Here is a 17,667-nt window from a genome sequence, read left to right as displayed (position 1 = left end):
CCCGTCGCCCCCGCCTTGGACCCTGATCGTCGACGGTGTCAGCCTCGGCCAGAAGACCGAGGAAGGGGCCGACTTCCCACGAGTGGGAAGCGCGTGCGGGGGACAGCGGCACCGTGTCGCGAACTCGCGGCTCCCCGTCCGTTTTGCCCGTATTATGCGACACGGGCCTCCGCGACGTTGCCATAACGCTGCCACGACCGACCGCGACCGCGACCGCGACCGCGACCGCGACGATCACTACTCGAGACGCGACCGAATGTCAGCTCATGGCCTTGACCGCCCGGCGGAGCCGGGCGAACCACTGGGGACGTGGCGATCGGCCGCCCAGTGTCAGGCGCGCGCCGAGGGGTGGGTCAGCGCTCGGCGGTGAGCCGGCGTGCGGCCTCGACGGCCCAGTAGGTGAGGATGATGTCCGCGCCGGCGCGGGCGATCGCGGTGAGTGTCTCCGTGATGGCGCGCTCGCGGTCGATCCAGCCGGCGGCCGCGGCCGCCTCGACCATGGCGTACTCGCCGGAGACCTGGTAGGCGGCGACGGGCACGTCCACGGCGTCGGCCACGGCACGCAGCACGTCGAGGTAGGCGAGCGCCGGCTTGACCATCACGGCGTCGGCGCCCTCGGCCAGGTCGAGGGCGACCTCGCGCAGCGCCTCGCCGACCGTGCGCGCCGGGTCCTGCTGATAGCCGGCGCGGTCACCGAACCGCGGCGCGCACTGCGCCGCCTCGCGGAACGGGCCGTAGAACGCGGAGGCGTACTTCGCCGAGTACGCCAGGATCGGCAGGTCGGTGAAGCCCGCGCCGTCCAGGGCGGCCCGGATGGCACCCACCTGGCCGTCCATCATCCCGCTGGGCGCGACGACCTCGGCGCCGGCACGGGCCTGGGCCACCGCGATGGAGGCGTAGCGGGCGAGGGTGGCGTCGTTGTCGACCTCGCCGGCCTCGGTGAGCAGGCCGCAGTGCCCGTGGTCGGTGTACTCGTCCAGGCACAGGTCGCTCATCAGCACGATGTCGCCACCCACCTCGGTGACGAGGTCGGACAGCGCGAGCTGGACGATCCCGGCCGGGTCGTCGGCCGCGGAGCCGCGCGCGTCCTTCTCCGCCGGCACGCCGAACAGGATCAGCCCGCCCACGCCCGCCTCGACCGCCTCCACGGCGGCCTTCAGCAGCGACGAGCGGGTGTGCTGGACGACGCCCGGCATCGACGAGATGGGGACCGGCTGGTCCACTCCCTCCCGGACGAACAGCGGAAGGACGAGATCAGCCGGGCGCATCCGGACTCCGGAGACCAGCCTGCGCAGGGCCGGCGAACGCCGCAGGCGGCGAGGCCGCGTGCTCGGATACCCGGCGGTCAGACCTGGCACACCGTTCAACGGTCTCGCACCTCCCGACGACGACCTACCGGACAGACCCCAGGCTCAGCGCCGCGAGCCGCGGCGAGGCTTGGGCAACCGGGCCGCCAGCGGCCCGATCTTGCCGAGCTCCTCGCGATGCTCGGCGGCGAACTCGGCCAGCGCGCCCACCAGGGCGGGAATCGACGCCTCCGGAGCCTGCACGTCGACCCGCAGCCCGAGCTCCTGCGCGGTCGCCGCGGTGGCCGGGCCGATGACGGCGATCACCGTGGTCTCATGCGGCTTGCCGGCGATGCCGACCAGGTTGCGCACGGTCGAGGACGAGGTGAACACGACGGCGTCGACCCGCCCGCCCTTGAGCGCCTCACGGATCGGCGCGGGCGGCGGCGCGGCGCGCACGGTGCGGTAGGCGGTGACGTCATCAACCTGCCAGCCGCGTTCCTTCAGGCCGGCGACGAGCGTCTCGGTCGCGATGTCGGCCCGCGGCAGCAGGACGCGGTCCAGCAGGTCGAGGGACTCGTCGAAGTCGGGCCAGTCCTCCAGCAGGCCCTCGCTGGACTGCTGGCCGGAGGGCAGCAGGTCGGGGCGGATCCCGAAGGTCCGCAGCGCGTCCGCGGTCGCCTCACCGATCGCCGCCACCTTGACCCCGGCGAACGCACGAGCGTCCAGGCTGCGCTCCTCGACCTTCTCCTGCACGGCCTTCACCGCGTTCACCGACGTGAAGACGACCCACTGGTAGCGGCCGGAGACCAGCCCGGTGATCGCACGCTCCATCGGAGCGGCGGTGCGCGGCGGCTCGACGGCGATGGTCGGCACCTCCAGCGGGCTCGCGCCGTGCGCACGCAGCAGATCGGAGAGGATCGCCGCCTGCTCCTTGGTCCGCGGCACCAGAACGGTCCAGCCGAACAGGGCGCGGGTCTCCCACCAGGACAGCTTCGACCGGCTGGCGACCACCGGCCCGATCGCGAGCACGACCTGGGTGATGGGCGTGGGCGTGGCGCCCAGCAGCGGAGCGACATCGGCCTCGACCCGGTCCAGCGTCGAGGTGATCGTGCGCTGGTCGGTCGTCGTGCCGTCCACGGTCACCGCGATCGGCGTGTCGCCCGGCCGGCCGTGCTCGACCAGGGCGGCCGCGACCTTGCCCGTCTCGTTCGGGGCGGCGGTGACGACGAGGGTGCCCGGCGTCTGCGCGAGCGAGGCCCAGTCCACGTCCCCGGGCGAGGTCGGCGCGGCGCCGAAGCCGCCGAAGCCCGGACTGCCGAGACCGAGCGGCGAACCGAAGCCGCCGCCCAGGCCGACGCCGAGGCCACCGCCCAGACCGGACATCGGCCGTGAACCGAGCCTGCCTGCGCCGAACGCGGGCCCCGTCAGCGGGCCGACCGGCTCGCCGACCCCGAACGGCGACGGGGCGGGCAGCGAACCCGACGAGGAGAAGACACCGGACGTGGTCGCGAAGGTGATCGGCGAGCCGGGCGCGACGCCCGCGTAGGTGGCGACCGCCGCGCCGGTGAGGATCCCCGGGACGACCCGGTAGGGAATGCGGGCCTTCGCGAGCGCCTGGGCGTCGGCGGCTCCGATCCGGGTCAGCCACGGATCCGACGCGTAGAGCCGGACCACCTTGTCCCCGGCACGGGCCCGGCTGACCACCGCGGCCGTCGCCGCCTCGGCGTCCCGGACCGGCTTCGACGCCTCCAGATCACCGATCCGCAGCACCTCGGCGGAGAGGTTCTCCACCACGGCGGGTGCGACATCGGGGTCGGCGACCACCAGGTCGGCGGCGGCCAGGGTCTCCACCGCGAGGACGGTCAGCAGACCCGGGTCACGGGGGCCGGCACCGACCAGGGCAACCGGGGAGACGGGCTTCTTCGTGCGTCGGGTGGCCATGCTCAGCGAGTTCCCATCAGCGAGTGTGCTCCGGCGGACAGCAGGTCGTCCGCGAGGCGCCGCCCGAGCGCCTCCGGGTCGACGGCGGACCCGGTCACGTCCCGCCGGAGGACGGTGCTGCCATCCGGCGCGGCCACGACCGCCCGCAGGCGCAGTCGACCCGCGGGGGACGCATCACCGGCCGGTGCCACAGGGCCGGCGTCCGTCGAAGGCGCTGGCGCTGGCGCTGGCACTGCCAGGGCGCCGACCGGGGCGGTGCATCCGGCCTCGATCCTGGCGAGGAACGCGCGTTCCGCTCTCACCGCGACGGACGACGATGCGTCATCGAGCACAAACCGTAGCAGCTCGGCAAGGTCGCTATCGAAGGAGTGACCATGATCTGGCCACGTTTGGCCACCGGCTCGTCCCACATCCGGACCCTCGGCGGCTCCGATCAGCGCCCGGGCAGGTCCGGCCACGGGAAGATCCGGCCCGCCGAGGCACTCGACGGCCAGCGCTCCCTGGCCCGGCGAGGGCAGCATGATCTCGGGCTCGAGAATCTCGGTGACGGCGTCGAGGCGGTCCAGGCGTGCCAGTCCCGCATAGGCCAGGACGACGGCGTCGACCTCGCCGTCGATCGCCTTCTTCAGCCGGGTGTCGACGTTGCCGCGGATCGCGACGACGTCGAGGCCGAGGCCGAGGGCACGCAGCTGCGCGGCGCGGCGCGGCGATCCGGTCGCCACCCGCGCGCCGGGCCCGAGCTCGCCGAGGCGCCGGCCACTGGGCGAGACGAGCACGTCCCGGCTGTCCTCCCGGGTCGGCACGGCAGCGAGGACCAGGCCGGCCGGCGTCGCCGTCGGCAGATCCTTCAGCGAGTGGACGGCGAGATCGATCTCGTCCGCCGCCAGTGCGTGGCGCAGGGCACTGACGAAGACACCGGTGCCACCGATCTGGCTGATGTGCGCCGATGAGCGATCACCTTCGGTCACGATGGGGATCAGGTCCACGTCGCAGCCGACCTCCTGCCGCAACCGCGCGGCGATCATGCCGGACTGCGCCATCGCGAGCGCCGAGCGCCGTGTCCCCAACCGCAGGCGGCGTCCAGCATACCGAGCGCGCAGCACCGCGCCCCGCTCTGCCGGATCCGTGTCGGTCATCCTCGGGTCCATCCACGTCACGAACGCTCCACAAGATCAAGATCGGGCGCGGACACCACGGCGGGCACCTCGCGCGGTAGATCGAACAGTTCACGCAGCGCCTCGGCGTACGAGTCGCCTCCGGGCGCGCCGGCCAGCTGCTGGACGCGCACGGTCGGGGCGTGCAACAGCTTGTCGACGACGCGGCGGACCGCGCCCTCCACCAGATCCCACTCCCGATCGTCCAGGTCAGGCATGCGGGCGCGCAACCTGGCGAGCTCGCCGTGCACGACCGCGTCGGCATGGGCACGCAGCGCCACCACCGTCGGCGCCACCCGCCCCGCCCGGCGCCGGTCGAGGAAGCTCGCGACCTCCGCGGCGACGAGCGAGCGCACCGCCTCGACATCGTGCGCGACCTGCGCGCCGTCCAGCGCGACGCGCAGCGCCTCCAGGTCGATGAGGCTCACCCCGGGCAGGTCCCGCACGGCCGGGTCGATGTCGTGCGGCAACGCCAGGTCCAGGAAGACCAGGGGGCGTCCGCCGCGACCGGGCAGCGCGGCGGCGACCGCGTCGTGGTCGACGACGAGGCCGGCCGCACCGGTGGAGGTGATCACCAGATCGGCCATGGTGATCTCGTGCGGCAGGTCGGTGAGCCCGACGACCCGCCCGCCGTGCATCTCGGCCACCCGGGCCGCCCGCGCCGGCGTCCGGTTCGCGATCACGACCTCGGCCGCCCCGGCACGCCGGACGGTCTGCGCCGCCAGCGACCCGACCGCCCCGGCACCGACGAGCAGCACCCGGGCGCCGGCCAGCGGCGGCGCCTCGACCGGCGCCACCGGCTCGGGCCCGGTCCCGAGCCCGCTCGTGGCGGCCCCGGGAGCGGCCACCGGCGCGGCCGGCGCCTCACCGAGGATCCCGAGGCTCGCGGCGGCCAGCTGGACTCCCACGGCGACGATGGACGCACCGGCGGCATCGATCGACGTCTCCGAGTGCGCCCGCTTACCGACCCGCAGCGCCGCCTGGAACAGCGCGGACAGCCCGCCACCGGCGACGCCGGCGTCCTGGCTGGCGCGGAAGGCGCCGCGCACCTGCCCGAGGATCTGCGACTCCCCGACGAGCATGGAGTCGAGCCCGCAGACGACCGAGAACAGGTGGCCGACCGCCCGTGCGTCATGGTGGACGTACAGGTGCGCCGCGAGATCGGCGAGATCGATGCCGCAGATGCGGCTGATCTGATCGGAGATGTCCGCCACGCCCCCGTGGAAGGTCTCGGCCTCCGCGTAGATCTCGGTGCGGTTGCAGGTGGAGAGCACGACCGCCTCGGCGACGTGCGCCGCCGCCACCAGGTCGTGCAGGACCTTCGGGGTATCGGCCGGGGAGACCGACGCGCGTTCCAGCAACGACGTCGACGCGGTCCGGTGGTTGAGCCCCACCACCAGGAGGCTCATACGATCTCTCCTCCCGTCATCCCCGGTCCGACCTGACGAACCGCCGGTGCCGGCCGTGTCTGTCCGGCTTGACGAGTCACCCGCTTGACCCCATCCGTCTCAGTCCTCACCCTGTCCGACCTCAGCACCGCCCCAGCCACCCCTCCGGGCCCGCGCGCCTCGGCGGATCCGCGCGCCTCGGCGGGCCTCGTCCCCGTCGCCCTCTCCTGCGCGCCGGGTGTGCCCGAGCCGTCCGGACCGAGCACGCCCGGCGGGCGGTCGGTCGCGGGCAGCGGCGGCACCGGCCCCGCGTCGCTCGCCGGCGCGGCCGCCGGGCCGGGCGCCGGCCGGCGCGGGGCGCGCCCGACCGGTGAGGACGCCCGCACCGGCATGGCCCGGGCGGGCCAGGAGCCACGGGGCGCCACCCCGTCCGAACCACCACGCTCGGCTGGTACGGCCCGGGCGGGCTCCGACTCGGGCGGCTGGGCGGGACGCTTGCGCGCCTCGTGGAACGACAGGATCTGAAGTTCGACGGCGAGGTCGACCTTACGCACGTCCACCCCTTCCGGCACGGAAAGCACCGTGGGGGCGAAGTTGAGGATGCTTGTGACCCCCGCGGCCACCAACCGCTCACACACCAGCTGCGCCGCGGCAGCCGGGGTGCAGATCACCCCGATCGTGACGGCACACTCGGCGATGACCTGCTCCAGCTCGTCCACAGGCCGCACGATCACGTCGCCGACCCGCTCGCCGACCCGGTTCGGATCCGCGTCGACCAGAGCCACGATACGGAAACCCCGGGCGTGGAAGCCCCCGTAGCCGGCCAGAGCATGACCAAGGTTGCCCACCCCGACAAGCACCACCGAGCGGTCCTCGGTCAGGCCGAGCCGCGCCGCGATGCAGTCGAGCAGCACGTCCACCTCGTAGCCGACCCCGCGCGTGCCGTAGGTGCCGAGGTACGACAGGTCCTTGCGGACCTTCGCGGAATTGACCCCGGCAGCCGTGGCGAGGGTGTCCGAGGACACCGTGTGAACCCCACTCTCCGCCAGTGCGGTCAGCACCCGCAGATACAGCGGGAGCCGCGCCACCGTCGCCTCGGGCACGCTTTCCCGGGCGGAGGCCGCCGCGTCACCGCGGGTGCGTCGCCTGATCACCGCGGGGCGACGCCGTGGCTGGCTCATCCGCGGCTCCGATCTCTGGGCGCGCGTCACCGCTGCGCGGGCGCGCGACTCCACCCGCAGTCGTGGGCCCGAATCCGTGGCCCAGCCGACCTTCTGGATCCCGGGTTCGGCATCACAAGTCGGCTGTCGTCGGGCAGTGTACGACTTCGTGAAGGGATTCACGAAGTGCGCGGGAAGCCTCCCGGCACGAATCAGCCGGCGCCCGAGGGACGCAGCGACCACCGGCCGCCGGCCAGGGCACGGCGCAGCCGCTCCTCCTCGACCCGCCAGTAACCGTGCTCGCGTCCGTCCACCAGGATGACCGGCACCCGGTCGCCGTACTCGTCGGCCAGTTCGGCATCGCCGTCGACGTCCATCTCGCGCCATCCGACCCGCTCCCGCTCCGAAACCCGCACGATCGCCGCGCGCGCGTCGTCACACAGGTGGCAACCCACCCGGGTGATCAGCGTGATGCGCGCGGCACCGGCGGAGGCCGCCGGCCCAGGCCCGTCGTCGTCCATCTCACGATGGTAAGTCCGGCACGTGGCGGTACCGGTCGCCCGAGCGTGGCCGCCGGCCGGCACCGCCGCGATCTCTGACTGCCGCGCGTGCGCGATGCGGCTACACTCAGCTACCCGAGCCCTCACTCACCCCGGGCCCGCGGGCCCGTCCTGTCGCGACTCATCCTTCGGAGTCCGGGCTGTGACCGACTGCACGCTCGCCGATCTCGCCGCCGGCCTCGCCGCCGCGCGACGCGGTCCGCGGCGCCCATCGCGGGTATGGCGGGCGCCGGTCGTGCCGTTGCTGCCGGGCCGTCCGGCATCCCGTCACGTCCGGCATCCTCGGCGATTCCGCCATCCACGGTGATGTCGGCGCGTCCACTCACAGTTCCGGCGCCCCCCGGCACGACCGCCGGCCAACCCCCGGCGCCGCCCGCGAGGGCCGAGGTGCTCGCGGCCCGGCCGACCGCCGTCGCGTCCCGTCCCGTGGCGTCGGCGACCGTCGTCGAGCCCGCCGGCGCGCCCGGCGCCGGCCCGACGACGCCGGGCGGCCGTACGCGGCCACTCCGGCCGGCCGGCTCCAGCTCCGACGAGGGCACGGTGGACGGTGCCCGGCTGCCGGGCACCGCCGCGCCCGCCGGCCTGACCGGCCTGACCGACGCGACCGACCCGACCGGCGCGGCCACTGGCCACGACCCAGAGCGGGTCGCGCTCGTCGCCCGTGCCCGCCAGGGCGACGCGGACGCGTTCGGCCTGCTCTACGACCACTACGCCGGCCTGGTCTTTCGGTACGCGCAGTACCGCCTGGACGACCCGGCGGCCGCCGAGGACGTCGTCAGCGAGACGTTCCTGCGGGCGTTCCGGACAATCGGCGCGTTCCGCTGGCAGGGCCGCGACATCGGCGCCTGGTTCATCACCATCGCGCGCAATCTCATGGTCGACCAGGCCCGCTCCGCCCGCCGGCGCTTCGAGATCCCGACCGCGGACATCCTCGCCGCCGCCGACGGGGCCACCACCCACGCCGTCCCCAGCCCCGAGGAGTCCATTCTCACCGGGCTCACCCACCGCGCACTGCTGGACGCCATGCACCGGCTGCGCCCGGAGCAGCGGGAGTGCGTCGCCCTGCGCTTCCTCGAAGGCCTGTCGGTGCGGGAGACCGCGCTTGCGATGGAACGCAACGAGGGGGCCGTCCGGGCGCTGCAGCTGCGCGCCCTGCGCTCTCTGGCCCGCATCCTGCCGGCCGCCGGGCCGAGCTGATCCGCCCCGCTCGATGCGGCGATCCTGCGGATCACGCCGAGATCACATGACCATTGTTGCGAGGTCGGCACTTTTGCGCGGTCACATCTGAGCTGCCTGCGGCCGTGGGACCGGAGGGCACCGTAGTCTGGCGGCGTGCCGAGGAACAGCGGTGCGGATCCCGCCCCACCGGGATGGTGATGGCACGCGGGCAGCGGCCCGTATCCCATCGCATCGCCGAGCGCATGGAGATGACTGATGAGGGTGCGACGCAGAGGTGTGGCCGAGACCAGGCAGGCTGCTGCCGAGGCGGCGGCGATCGCCGCGCTCAAGGTCGCCGCCGAGGAGGTCCCCCGACCCCCGCTCGACGAGTCGACCGCCGCGTTCTTCGACGTCGACAACACGATGATGGCCGGCGCCTCGATCTTCTACTTCGCCCGGGGCCTCGCCGCGCGGGACTTCTTCGACTCCCGTGACCTCCTGCGCTTCGCCATGCAGCACGTCACCTACCGGCTGCGCGGCCACGAGAACCCCGACGGCATGCGCGACGCGCGGGAGACCGCCCTCGCGTTCGTCGCCGGCCGGTCGGTCGCCGAGATCGTCCGCTACGGCGAGGAGATCTACGACGAGCGGATGGCCGAGCAGATCTACTCCGGCGCCCGCGCCCTCGCCCAGCAGCACCTCGACGCCGGCCAGCGGGTGTGGCTGGTGACCGCGACTCCGGTGGAGCTCGCCTCCGTCATCGCGCGGCGCCTCGGGCTCACCGGCTCGCTCGGCACCGTCAGCGAGGTCAGCGACGGCACCTACACCGGCCGGCTGGTCGGCGGCCTGCTGCACGGGCAGGCCAAGGCCGAGGCCGTGCAGGCACTCGCCGGCAGGGAAGGGCTGGACCTGTCCCGCTGCTGGGCCTACTCCGACTCGATCAACGACCTGCCGATGCTCTCTCTGGTCGGCCACCCGGTCGCGATCAACCCGGATCCCGGTCTCAAGGCTGTCGCCCGCGAGCGGGACTGGCCGATCAAGGACTTCCGCACCGCCCGCCGAGCGGTCCGCGTCGGCATCCCGGCCGCCGCCGGCGCCGGCGCGCTCGCGGGCGGCGTCGCCGCCGGCATGGCCCTGCGCCGCCGCGTCGCCAGCGTCTGACGTCCCGCGCCGCTAGAAGAACACCGAGCGGCGCTGCATCAGGAGGCTGTAGAGGGTGTGCTGGATGGTCTCGCGGATGCTGTCGGTGAGTTCGAAGACCAGCAGCGGGTCGTCGGCGGCCTCGGCGGGATAGGTGTCGGTGGGCACCGGTTCGCCGAACTCGATGATCCACTTCGAGGGCAGCGGGATCAGGCCGAGTAGGCCCAGCCACGGGAACGTCGGGGTGATCGGCACATACGGCAGGCCGAGCAGGCGGGCCAGCGTCTTCGCGTTGCCGATCATCGGGTAGATCTCCTCGGCGCCGACGATCGTGCAGGGGATGATCGGCACGCCGGTGCGCAGCGCGGAGGAGACGAAGCCGCCTCGGCCGAACCGCTGCAGGGTGTAACGCTCACTGAACGGCTTGCCGACCCCCTTGAACCCCTCCGGCCACACACCCACCAGGTGACCCGCGTTCAGCAGTCGCTCGGCGTCGGGCTGGCAGGCGAGCGTGTTGCCGATCTTGCGGGCGAGCGGGGCGAGGAACGGCACGGCGAACACCAGGTCCGCGGCGAGCATCCGCAGGTTGCGATGGGCGGGATGGTGGTCGAGGATCGCCGTCGCCATCATCAGCGCGTCCATCGGCAGGGTGCCGGAGTGGTTGGCGACGACGAGCGCCCCGCCGGTGTCGGGGATGTTCTCCAGGCCCCGCGTCTCGACCCGGAAGTAGTCCTTGTACAGCGGCCGCAGCAGCGGGGCGATCACGTGCTCGGTCAGGTCCGCGTCGAAGCCGTGCTCGTCGACGACGTAGTCGCCGGTGATGCGCCGGCGCAGGAAGGCGAGCGCCCCGGCGAGGGCGGCCTCCAGGTCGCCCGCGGCCCGCGGGGACGCTCCGGACCGCTCGGCCTCGTCGGGCGAGTCGGCACCCTCGGGCGAGTCGGCCCCCTCGTGAAGGTCGGCCCCCTCGTGAAGGTCGGCCCCCTCGTGAAGGTCGGCCCCCTCGCCCTGCTCCGCCGCCTCGGACGGGTCGGCGGCGTCGCGCGGGGCGGTCCCGTTGTGGGCAGCGGCGGAGGGCGGGGGTGGCACGCGAGGCCCGGCGGACCGCCGCGACGGGTGGGGACTGCCGGGCGAGCCGGACCGCTCGTCACCGGGCAGCGGGATGATCTTCGCGTCCTCGTCACGGCTGGGCATAGATCAGGGCCTCTCCCGGGATGCCGGCGTGACGGGCGGGGATGACGGGCACCGCCGGGCCGTGCACGTCACGACGAGCCCATCAGCCAGCGGCGGCGCAGCGAGCCGGTCAGGCCATGCTCAACGCGGGACACCAGCTCGTGGTCGAGGGTGAAGCGCAGGTCACGATGCTGGACGAAGTTGTCGAACGTCTCCACGGTCGAGTACCGGGGTCGGTAGCCGAACACCGAGACCAGTCGTTCGGTGTCGACGGCGCGGCCATGGGCCAGCAGGTCGAGCTGCTCGGCGGAGAAGTCGACGAGCCGCAGCCGGCGGGCCACCCCGCCGAGCATCCCGATCGCCGGGAACGGCACCGGCAGGTTGGCCCGGCCCGCCCGCCGGATCGCCTGGGACAGCAGCAGGACGCCCTCCCCGGCGACGTTGAACGTGCCGGCGTGCGAGCCGCGGGCCGCGCGCAGGAGCACGGCCAGGGCGTCGTCGGAGTGCAGCAGCTGGATGCGCGGGTCGAAGCCGAGCACGGTGGGCACGACGGGCAGGTCCAGGTAGCGGGCGAGCGGGCTGTCCGACTGCGGGCCGAGGACGTTGGTGAACCGCAGGACGGTGACGGCGATGTCGGGGCGGCGCCGGCTGAACCCACGGACGTAGCCCTCGACCTCGACCGCGTCCTTCGCGTACCCGGCGGTGGGCAGCGAGCGCGGCTCGGTGTCCTCGGCGAACAGCGCCGGGTCCCGCGCGGAGGAGCCGTAGATCGACGTCGTCGACTTCACCACCAGCTTGCTGACGCTGCGGGCCTTCTGGCAGGCGGCGAGCAGCTGCATGGTGCCGATGACGTTGATCTCCTTCATCGCGGTGCGCCCGCCCGCGCCGAGCGGGGTCGCGATGACGTTGAGGTGCAGCACCGTGTCGATCTCCGCGGTGGAGATCACCTTGGCGATCAGCGGGTGGCGGATGTCGGCACGGACGAACCGGGTGCGGCCGAGGTCGGCGTCGGGGGTGACCGTGTCGACGCCGACGACCGACTCGATGTCGGGATCGGCGGCCAGCGCGGTGGCTGCCTGCGCGCCGAGGGGACGCGCGACACCCGTCACCAGCACTCGGCGTGGTCTCATCGATCTGTCTCCCCGCGACGGCCTTCCCGGCGCCCCGCACTCGTGCCAGCGCGGGCCGGTCTGACCCGCGGACACCCGGAACTCCCGGAACCTCCCGAGCCCCTGGCTCCGTCGGTCATCGTACGCCCGAACTCGCCGCAATCGCTGCGCAGCGTGAGAACGTTCGGCGCGTCAACTACGAAGGGTAATCAACTTTAGGCGGGTAGCGGCAGATTCTGGACAATGCGGAAACCCGAGGGGTCACGAGGGAGCTGACCGACGACGACGGCGTCCTGGCGGCGCAGGCGGAGGGCCTCGGAGGCCCGGCCGCAGTTCACCGCGATCATCACCCGGCGCAGCGCGTCCTCGCACACGGTGACGCCGCCGCGCGGCACCTCGCCGTAGGTGTGGGTGAAGGTCAGCCGCATGACCCGGGTCCCCGCCCGCACCTCGACCGGATCGCCGAGCAGGATGCCGGCGGCCTCGAGGTCGACCCGCGTCATGTTGAGCGAGAGGTTGCCGAAATGGTCGATGGACACGACCTCGCCATGGACGTGGTCGTCATCGACGGTGCACACCCGCGGCCGGAACACGGTCAGGCCAGCGGGATCGAGCGCGGGGCCGACGTCGGTCATCGGCAGGCCCCCCGCGAGCCGCGCCGCGACCGGGGCGTACACGTCCCGCCCACGGAAGACCGCGGTGGGCAGCGGCAGCCACAGGTCCCGGTTGGCGATCTCGTGGACGGCCTCGATGCCGCCGATCGCGTCCCAGGCGAGGGATGCGACCCCGTTGTCCGGGCCGACGAAGACCGAGCCGTCCACCGTCCGGACCGCGACGCCACGGGTGTAGCCGTCCGCGTCCAACCGCTCGACGACCACGAGGTGGATGCCCTTCGGCAGGTAGCCGACGGCTCCGGCCAGCGTGATCGCGGCATGCTCCACGTCCTGCGGCGCGATCGAGTGACAGACGTCGAGAACGCGCGCGGACGGGGCGTGCCGCGCGATCACACCGTGGCACACCCCGACGCAGGCGTCGTCCACGCCGTAGTCGGACAGGAAGTTGATCCACGAATCCGTCATCCCACTCACCTGCCTGCGCGTCGCTCTGCCACCGTCCTGGCGGCTACCGTTCTGGCGGCGCCAGCCTGCCACAGTGCAATCGATTAAGCACGCAGAGCGATACATCGAGGTAAGTGGGCTCCGACCCGGTGCGCGGACGCGGCGGAGCTGGCCTACTTCTTGTTACGACGCTGGACGCGCGTGCGCTTCAGCAGTTTGCGGTGCTTCTTCTTGGCCATCCGCTTACGACGCTTCTTGATGACAGAGCCCACGTACCCGACCGATCTATGTTGAGGAAGTTACCGGGCGAGCCTACCCGCCGCGGCGACCGCACACGCCGACCTGCTGCCGCCGCTATCCGCGGCCGAGCTCCCGGGAGCGGTCGCTCGCGGCCTCCAGCGCGTCCAGCAGCGCGGCGCGCACGCCGTGGCGGTCGAGTTCGCGCAGCGCCGCGACGGTCGTCCCGCCCGGCGAGGTCACCGCCTCCCGCAGGATCGCGGGATGCTCGCCCGAGTCCAGCAGCATCCGCGCCGAGCCGAGCGCGGTCTGGGTGATGAGCTGCGCGGCCAGTGCCCGCGGCAGGCCGAGCAGTACACCCGCCTCGATCATGGCGTCGACCAGGTAGAAGAAATAGGCCGGCCCGCTGCCGGACAGCGCCGTGACCGCGTCGAGCTGGGCCTCGGAGACCTGGGTGACCTGCCCGACCGGCGCCAGCAGCCCCTGGGCGGTCGCGAGGTGCTCGGCGCCCGCGTACCGGCCCGCGCAGATCGCCGACATCGCCTCCCCGACGAGCAGCGGCGTGTTCGTCATGACCCGGATGACCGGCGGGTGGGACGGCAGCCGCTCCTCGATCGCCGCCGTGGTCACCCCGGCGGCGAGGGACACGACCAGCGTGCCGGCCGACACCTGCGGGGCGACCTCCGTCAGCAGGGTCGCCACGTCCTGCGGCTTGACGACGATGAGCAGCACGTCCGCCTTCGCCGCGACGGTCGCCGGCGGGTGGACCTCCACTCCGTGCCGGGTCGCGACCTCGCTCGCCCGGGCCGCGTCCCGTTCGGCCACGACGACGTCCGCGGGAGCGTGCCCGCTGGACAGCAGGCCGGAGAGCACCGCGCCGCCAAGCCGTCCCGCGCCCATGACCCCGACAATCATCACCGGTCCCTCTCGTCTCGCCGCGTTCCACCCATCGGCCTTGGAGGTTACGGTGCCGACCGCCCCGCGGGGTGGTCGGGGCGGCGAGGAGCGACTCAGGTGCGCGCGGCGCCGCCCTGGCCGGACCATCCGTCGTGTGCGGGCGGCCAGCCCGCCCGGGCACGCGGATCCCGCTCCGGCACCGGTTCCCAGCCGGCCTGCCGGTCCTGGCCCTGGTAGCCGCCGGGGGTGGCCTCCCGGACCAGTTCGCCGGTGTAGACCTCGTCGACGTAGGCGGGGTCGGCCGGGGGACGGCTCGGCCCGGTCACCTCGCCGCCGCCCGCCCAGGGCCGGGCGTACCCCTCGTCGACCCAGATGTCGTCGTCCGGACCCGCGGCGCCCCGGTCGTCCCAGGTACCCCGGTCGTCCCAGGTGCCCCGGTCGTTCCAGCTGCCCCGGGGCGGGCCGGCGCGGCCGTCGGTGTCCTGGTCGTAGAAGTCCGTCGCGCGCTCGGCGCCGCCGTGGCCCGCCGCCGCCCGCCGTGCGTCCCAGCTGGTGTCCTGAGCCGGCCGGTCGTCCATCGGGTAGGGATCCGCCGCGGGCGGACCGCTCGGCGGGTACCCGTCGCCCGACGCGTACTGACCACCCGGCCCGTACCGATCGCCCGACGCGTACTGGCCGTGCGGGGTGTCCTGATCACCCCGCCCGTACCGATCGCCCGACGCGTACCGGCCAGCCGGTGCGTGCTGATCGACCGGCGGGTAGGGACCCCCCGACGCCTGCCGACCGCTCGGCACGTACTGGTCGCCGGACTCGTACCCGCCATCCGGCGCGTACTGGCCGCCCGGCGCGTATCCGACGGCCGGGTCAGGCTGGCCGCCCGGCGCGTACGCGGCACCGGGCGCGGGTCGGCCACCGGCCGCGTGGGCGTCGACCGGTGCTTGGCGGCCGGCCCGCGAGTACGGATCGTTCGCGCCGTACGGATCGTCCGGGTACGGGCTGTGCGCCAAGCGCCCATCGCCGGCGGAGTACTGATCGTCCCGGGAATCGACGAGATCCCGGTCGTCGCGGTCGCCGTCCTGCCCGGCGTCCCGCCACTGTCCCGCGCCCCGCCCCTGCCCATCGACCTGGCCCTGCCCATGGACCTGGCTCTGTCCATCGGCCCGACCCTGCTCATCGGCCCAACCCTGGCGAGCACCCCAACCCTGCTCGTCGGCCCATCCCGGACCGGCGGCCCAGTGATCCGCGGCGCGGTCGCCGTCCCAGCCCCGGGCGGCGGACCCGGCCCACTCGGCGCCGTCGCCCGGACCGGCCAGCGCCGGGGCGCGGTCGTCCCAACCATCACCGCCGCGGGCTCGTCCGTCGGCCGTGGCACGGTCCCGACCGCCTGGCCCGGACGGGCGGGTGCCGCGCCGGGCGCCGAGGTTCAGCCAGGCGGTGTCCTCGGAGTCCCCGCCGCGGTCGATCGAGACCGGTGCGAGGTCGAGCGGCTCGGGCGCCGGCCGGGCGGCGGGCACCGCGCTGGGGGCCGGCCCGCGTGGGGTGTCGGCCCACTTCGGCCGAGCGCGCTGGGCGGGCTTCTCGATGAAACGGTTCGAGAAGTACGCGACGAACGTGCTCGCGGCCGCCGCGCAGACCACCGATGGCCACAGCCCGATCCGCGGCACCAACTGGCCGTTGGCCGCGGAGATCACCGGATAGTGCCACAGGTAGATGCTGAACGTGATCTTCCCGAGGAAGGCCATCCTCGGCCGGCCGACGAGACGGACCCAGGCGGCGTCCCGGCGCAGATCGGCACTGAGGACGATGATCGCGGCGAGTGCGGCGCTCGGCAGGTAGGCGGCGTGGTCCAGCCAGTTCGACCGCAGGCCGTCCTTGTTGGGCCCGAGGAAGGCGAAGAACACCAGGCAGACCGCGGCCACCGGGCCGAGCGCCGCGATGATCCCGCCGGCGCGCCAGCGGCCCACCGCGGCCGCCCGGACCGCGGCACCCGCCGCCGTGCCGCCCGCCCTGCCTCCGCCGGTGTCCGCGCGGCCGGACCTCGCCCGCCGCCGTCGCCCCCCGGCGCCGGGCTCCTCCGCCAGGTCCTCGTCGCGGGCCAGCGCGCGCAGCCGGTTCTCCCGCCACACCGCGGTCAGGCACCCGACCAGGAGCGGCGCGACATGGGTGTCCAGCGCGAGATAGATCCGGGAGTGCGGCGCGCCTCGGCTCGCCACCAGGTAGGTCCACGCGGCGACGATCACGATCATGGCGACCAGAATCCGGGCCAGGTGCGGGCGCAGCCGCTCGGACCGGGTGACGAGCACGAACAGGCCCGGCCAGAGCAGGTAGAACTGCTCCTCCAGGGACAGCGACCAGACGTGCGCCAGCCAGCGCCCACCCGCCGCCGGGTGCAGCACCTTGTACCAGTTGTTGACGTTGAAGAAGGCGGACACCGCGCTGCCGAGGTAGTCGTTCCGGAAGGCGATGTCATTCCATTTGAACGCGACGGTGACGGCTAGTCCGACAAGGAGGTAGACCCACATCGCGGGCATGAGCCGGAACGCGCGGCGCACCAGGAATCGGCCGATCGAGACCGTCCCCGTCCGGCTGCGCTCGGCGAGCAGCAACGCCGTGATCAGAAAGCCGCTCAGCACGAAGAACATGTCGACGGCGACGTTGCTGGCGTGGATGGCGCCCATGTGGCCGGCAAGGATGATGTAGATGCAGATCACCCGCATGCCGTCGAGCGCGGGATTGTAGGCGAACTTCGCCGCCAGATCCCCGGCCGAGAGGCCGGCCCCGGGACGTGCCGGCGCCACCGGTTGGCCCCCCACCGGCGCCTCGGACGCGCGCCGCCGCGCCGCGCGCGGCTGCGACGGGTGCCGCTGCGCGGATCGCGAGTCCGCCCCGTGCTCGTCCGCCCCATGATCGTCCGCGTCGTGCGCGTCCGCGTCGTGCCTGGCCACCTGACGCGGGTCCGGGTCTCGCCGGCCCGCCGGGCGCACGTCCGAGGAGTACGGATCGGTCGCCCGCGGGTTCGTCGGGCGGCGGCCCGCCGGGCGTGCGGCCGCGGCGCGCGGTTCGGGCGGGTAGGGGTCCCTGCCGCGCCTGCGTCCAGTGGTCGCCGAGGGTAGGTCGGTCGCCTCGTCCCGATCCGCAGCATGCCGCATGACGACCGTCGCCTCCCTCTCCAGCACGCCGGCGGTCGGCGGCCCCTCGGGGGTGACGTGGTGCCGGAACTGGCCGTCCCGGCGGTGGCGCAGTCCACGGTCGCCGGCCCAGACCGGCTCCCCCATCGTCCCGCTACGCCTGCAAAGTACGACACCACCCCGCGAACGCCGCAAGACTAACGGATCGGTAAAACGCCCCGAACGCGGGTGTGCCGTCCGCAATGCGACAACACCACAGCAATTACCAACAGTCCCCA

The 17,667-nt window shown here is 73.7% G+C and carries 14 protein-coding genes; 2 read left to right on the top strand and 12 right to left on the bottom strand.

What is annotated here, in order from left to right; all coding sequences use genetic code 11:
• Window positions 1-353 precede the first annotated feature (353 nt).
• The 6 genes from hemB to C1A33_RS22835 all read right to left on the bottom strand — a co-directional run bounded on the left by hemB (window position 354) and on the right by C1A33_RS22835 (window position 7,453).
• Window positions 354-1,367 (bottom strand): porphobilinogen synthase, encoded by a 1,014-nt coding sequence (gene hemB, locus C1A33_RS22860; protein ID WP_101833399.1) that lies wholly within the window; start codon window positions 1,365-1,367, stop codon window positions 354-356.
• Window positions 1,368-1,412: 45 nt separating this feature from the next.
• Complete coding sequence (locus C1A33_RS22855; protein ID WP_101833398.1) at window positions 1,413-3,230, bottom strand: bifunctional uroporphyrinogen-III C-methyltransferase/uroporphyrinogen-III synthase; 1,818 nt, start codon at window positions 3,228-3,230, stop codon at window positions 1,413-1,415.
• Window positions 3,231-3,232: 2 nt separating this feature from the next.
• Window positions 3,233-4,366 (bottom strand): hydroxymethylbilane synthase, encoded by a 1,134-nt coding sequence (hemC, locus tag C1A33_RS22850; RefSeq protein WP_243407848.1) that lies wholly within the window; start codon window positions 4,364-4,366, stop codon window positions 3,233-3,235.
• A 17-nt stretch (window positions 4,367-4,383) separates the two neighbouring features.
• Window positions 4,384-5,793, bottom strand: coding sequence for a glutamyl-tRNA reductase (locus tag C1A33_RS22845; protein ID WP_101833396.1), 1,410 nt, complete (start codon window positions 5,791-5,793; stop codon window positions 4,384-4,386).
• Window positions 5,790-6,953, bottom strand: coding sequence for a redox-sensing transcriptional repressor Rex (locus tag C1A33_RS22840; RefSeq protein WP_243407847.1), 1,164 nt, complete (start codon window positions 6,951-6,953; stop codon window positions 5,790-5,792). The genes C1A33_RS22845 and C1A33_RS22840 overlap by 4 nt, the downstream gene beginning before the upstream one ends.
• A 191-nt stretch (window positions 6,954-7,144) precedes the next feature.
• On the bottom strand, window positions 7,145-7,453 hold the full coding sequence (locus C1A33_RS22835) for a glutaredoxin family protein (protein ID WP_101833395.1): 309 nt from the start codon (window positions 7,451-7,453) through the stop codon (window positions 7,145-7,147).
• A 426-nt stretch (window positions 7,454-7,879) separates the two neighbouring features.
• Between C1A33_RS22835 and C1A33_RS22830 the strand changes: the two genes are divergently transcribed.
• On the top strand, window positions 7,880-8,689 hold the full coding sequence (locus C1A33_RS22830) for a sigma-70 family RNA polymerase sigma factor (RefSeq protein WP_243407846.1): 810 nt from the start codon (window positions 7,880-7,882) through the stop codon (window positions 8,687-8,689).
• A 237-nt stretch (window positions 8,690-8,926) separates the two neighbouring features.
• Window positions 8,927-9,811 carry an HAD family hydrolase gene (locus C1A33_RS22825; protein WP_101833394.1) on the top strand — a complete coding sequence of 295 codons (885 nt, stop codon included), beginning with the start codon at window positions 8,927-8,929 and terminating at the stop codon, window positions 9,809-9,811.
• Between the two features lie 12 nt (window positions 9,812-9,823).
• Here the strand turns inward: C1A33_RS22825 and C1A33_RS22820 are convergent, their stop codons facing one another.
• The 6 genes from C1A33_RS22820 to C1A33_RS37565 all read right to left on the bottom strand — a co-directional run bounded on the left by C1A33_RS22820 (window position 9,824) and on the right by C1A33_RS37565 (window position 17,536).
• Window positions 9,824-10,981 (bottom strand): 1-acyl-sn-glycerol-3-phosphate acyltransferase, encoded by a 1,158-nt coding sequence (locus C1A33_RS22820; protein WP_165818545.1) that lies wholly within the window; start codon window positions 10,979-10,981, stop codon window positions 9,824-9,826.
• A gap of 68 nt (window positions 10,982-11,049) precedes the next feature.
• Entirely contained in the window at window positions 11,050-12,090 is a 1,041-nt protein-coding gene (locus C1A33_RS22815) for an NAD-dependent epimerase/dehydratase family protein (RefSeq protein WP_101833393.1), read from the bottom strand.
• Between the two features lie 194 nt (window positions 12,091-12,284).
• Window positions 12,285-13,148, bottom strand: a complete 864-nt coding sequence (locus C1A33_RS22810) for an SAM hydrolase/SAM-dependent halogenase family protein (RefSeq protein WP_101833392.1) — start codon at window positions 13,146-13,148, stop codon at window positions 12,285-12,287.
• 152 nt (window positions 13,149-13,300) lie between these two features.
• Window positions 13,301-13,399, bottom strand: coding sequence for a 30S ribosomal protein bS22 (locus tag C1A33_RS22805; protein WP_003948845.1), 99 nt, complete (start codon window positions 13,397-13,399; stop codon window positions 13,301-13,303).
• An 82-nt stretch (window positions 13,400-13,481) separates the two neighbouring features.
• A complete protein-coding gene (gene proC, locus C1A33_RS22800) occupies window positions 13,482-14,279 on the bottom strand; it encodes a pyrroline-5-carboxylate reductase (protein WP_101833418.1) in 798 nt (265 codons plus the stop codon).
• Window positions 14,280-14,374: 95 nt separating this feature from the next.
• On the bottom strand, window positions 14,375-17,536 hold the full coding sequence (locus C1A33_RS37565; RefSeq protein ID WP_279354689.1) for an acyltransferase: 3,162 nt from the start codon (window positions 17,534-17,536) through the stop codon (window positions 14,375-14,377).
• Window positions 17,537-17,667 lie beyond the last annotated feature (131 nt).

The sequence above is a fragment of the Frankia canadensis genome (assembly GCF_900197875.1).
In the GTDB taxonomy this organism is placed as follows: Bacteria; Actinomycetota; Actinomycetes; order Frankiales; family Frankiaceae; genus Frankia; species Frankia canadensis.
Note: the sequence above shows the minus strand (reverse complement) of the source record. Positions and strands in the feature narration are given on the sequence as shown.

What these genes read in the sequence shown, in the direction of transcription:
- C1A33_RS22855 (WP_101833398.1), bottom strand. Translation starts at nt 3,230, where the DNA reads ATGGCCACCCGACGCACGAAGAAGCCCGTCTCCCCGGTTGCCCTGGTC.
- hemC (WP_243407848.1), bottom strand. Translation starts at nt 4,366, where the DNA reads ATGACCGACACGGATCCGGCAGAGCGGGGCGCGGTGCTGCGCGCTCGG.
- C1A33_RS22845 (WP_101833396.1), bottom strand. Translation starts at nt 5,793, where the DNA reads ATGAGCCTCCTGGTGGTGGGGCTCAACCACCGGACCGCGTCGACGTCG.
- C1A33_RS22840 (WP_243407847.1), bottom strand. Translation starts at nt 6,953, where the DNA reads ATGAGCCAGCCACGGCGTCGCCCCGCGGTGATCAGGCGACGCACCCGC.
- C1A33_RS22835 (WP_101833395.1), bottom strand. Translation starts at nt 7,453, where the DNA reads ATGGACGACGACGGGCCTGGGCCGGCGGCCTCCGCCGGTGCCGCGCGC.
- C1A33_RS22825 (WP_101833394.1), top strand. Translation starts at nt 8,927, where the DNA reads ATGAGGGTGCGACGCAGAGGTGTGGCCGAGACCAGGCAGGCTGCTGCC.
- C1A33_RS22820 (WP_165818545.1), bottom strand. Translation starts at nt 10,981, where the DNA reads ATGCCCAGCCGTGACGAGGACGCGAAGATCATCCCGCTGCCCGGTGAC.
- C1A33_RS22815 (WP_101833393.1), bottom strand. Translation starts at nt 12,090, where the DNA reads ATGAGACCACGCCGAGTGCTGGTGACGGGTGTCGCGCGTCCCCTCGGC.
- C1A33_RS22810 (WP_101833392.1), bottom strand. Translation starts at nt 13,148, where the DNA reads ATGACGGATTCGTGGATCAACTTCCTGTCCGACTACGGCGTGGACGAC.
- proC (WP_101833418.1), bottom strand. Translation starts at nt 14,279, where the DNA reads ATGATTGTCGGGGTCATGGGCGCGGGACGGCTTGGCGGCGCGGTGCTC.
- C1A33_RS37565 (WP_279354689.1), bottom strand. Translation starts at nt 17,536, where the DNA reads ATGGGGGAGCCGGTCTGGGCCGGCGACCGTGGACTGCGCCACCGCCGG.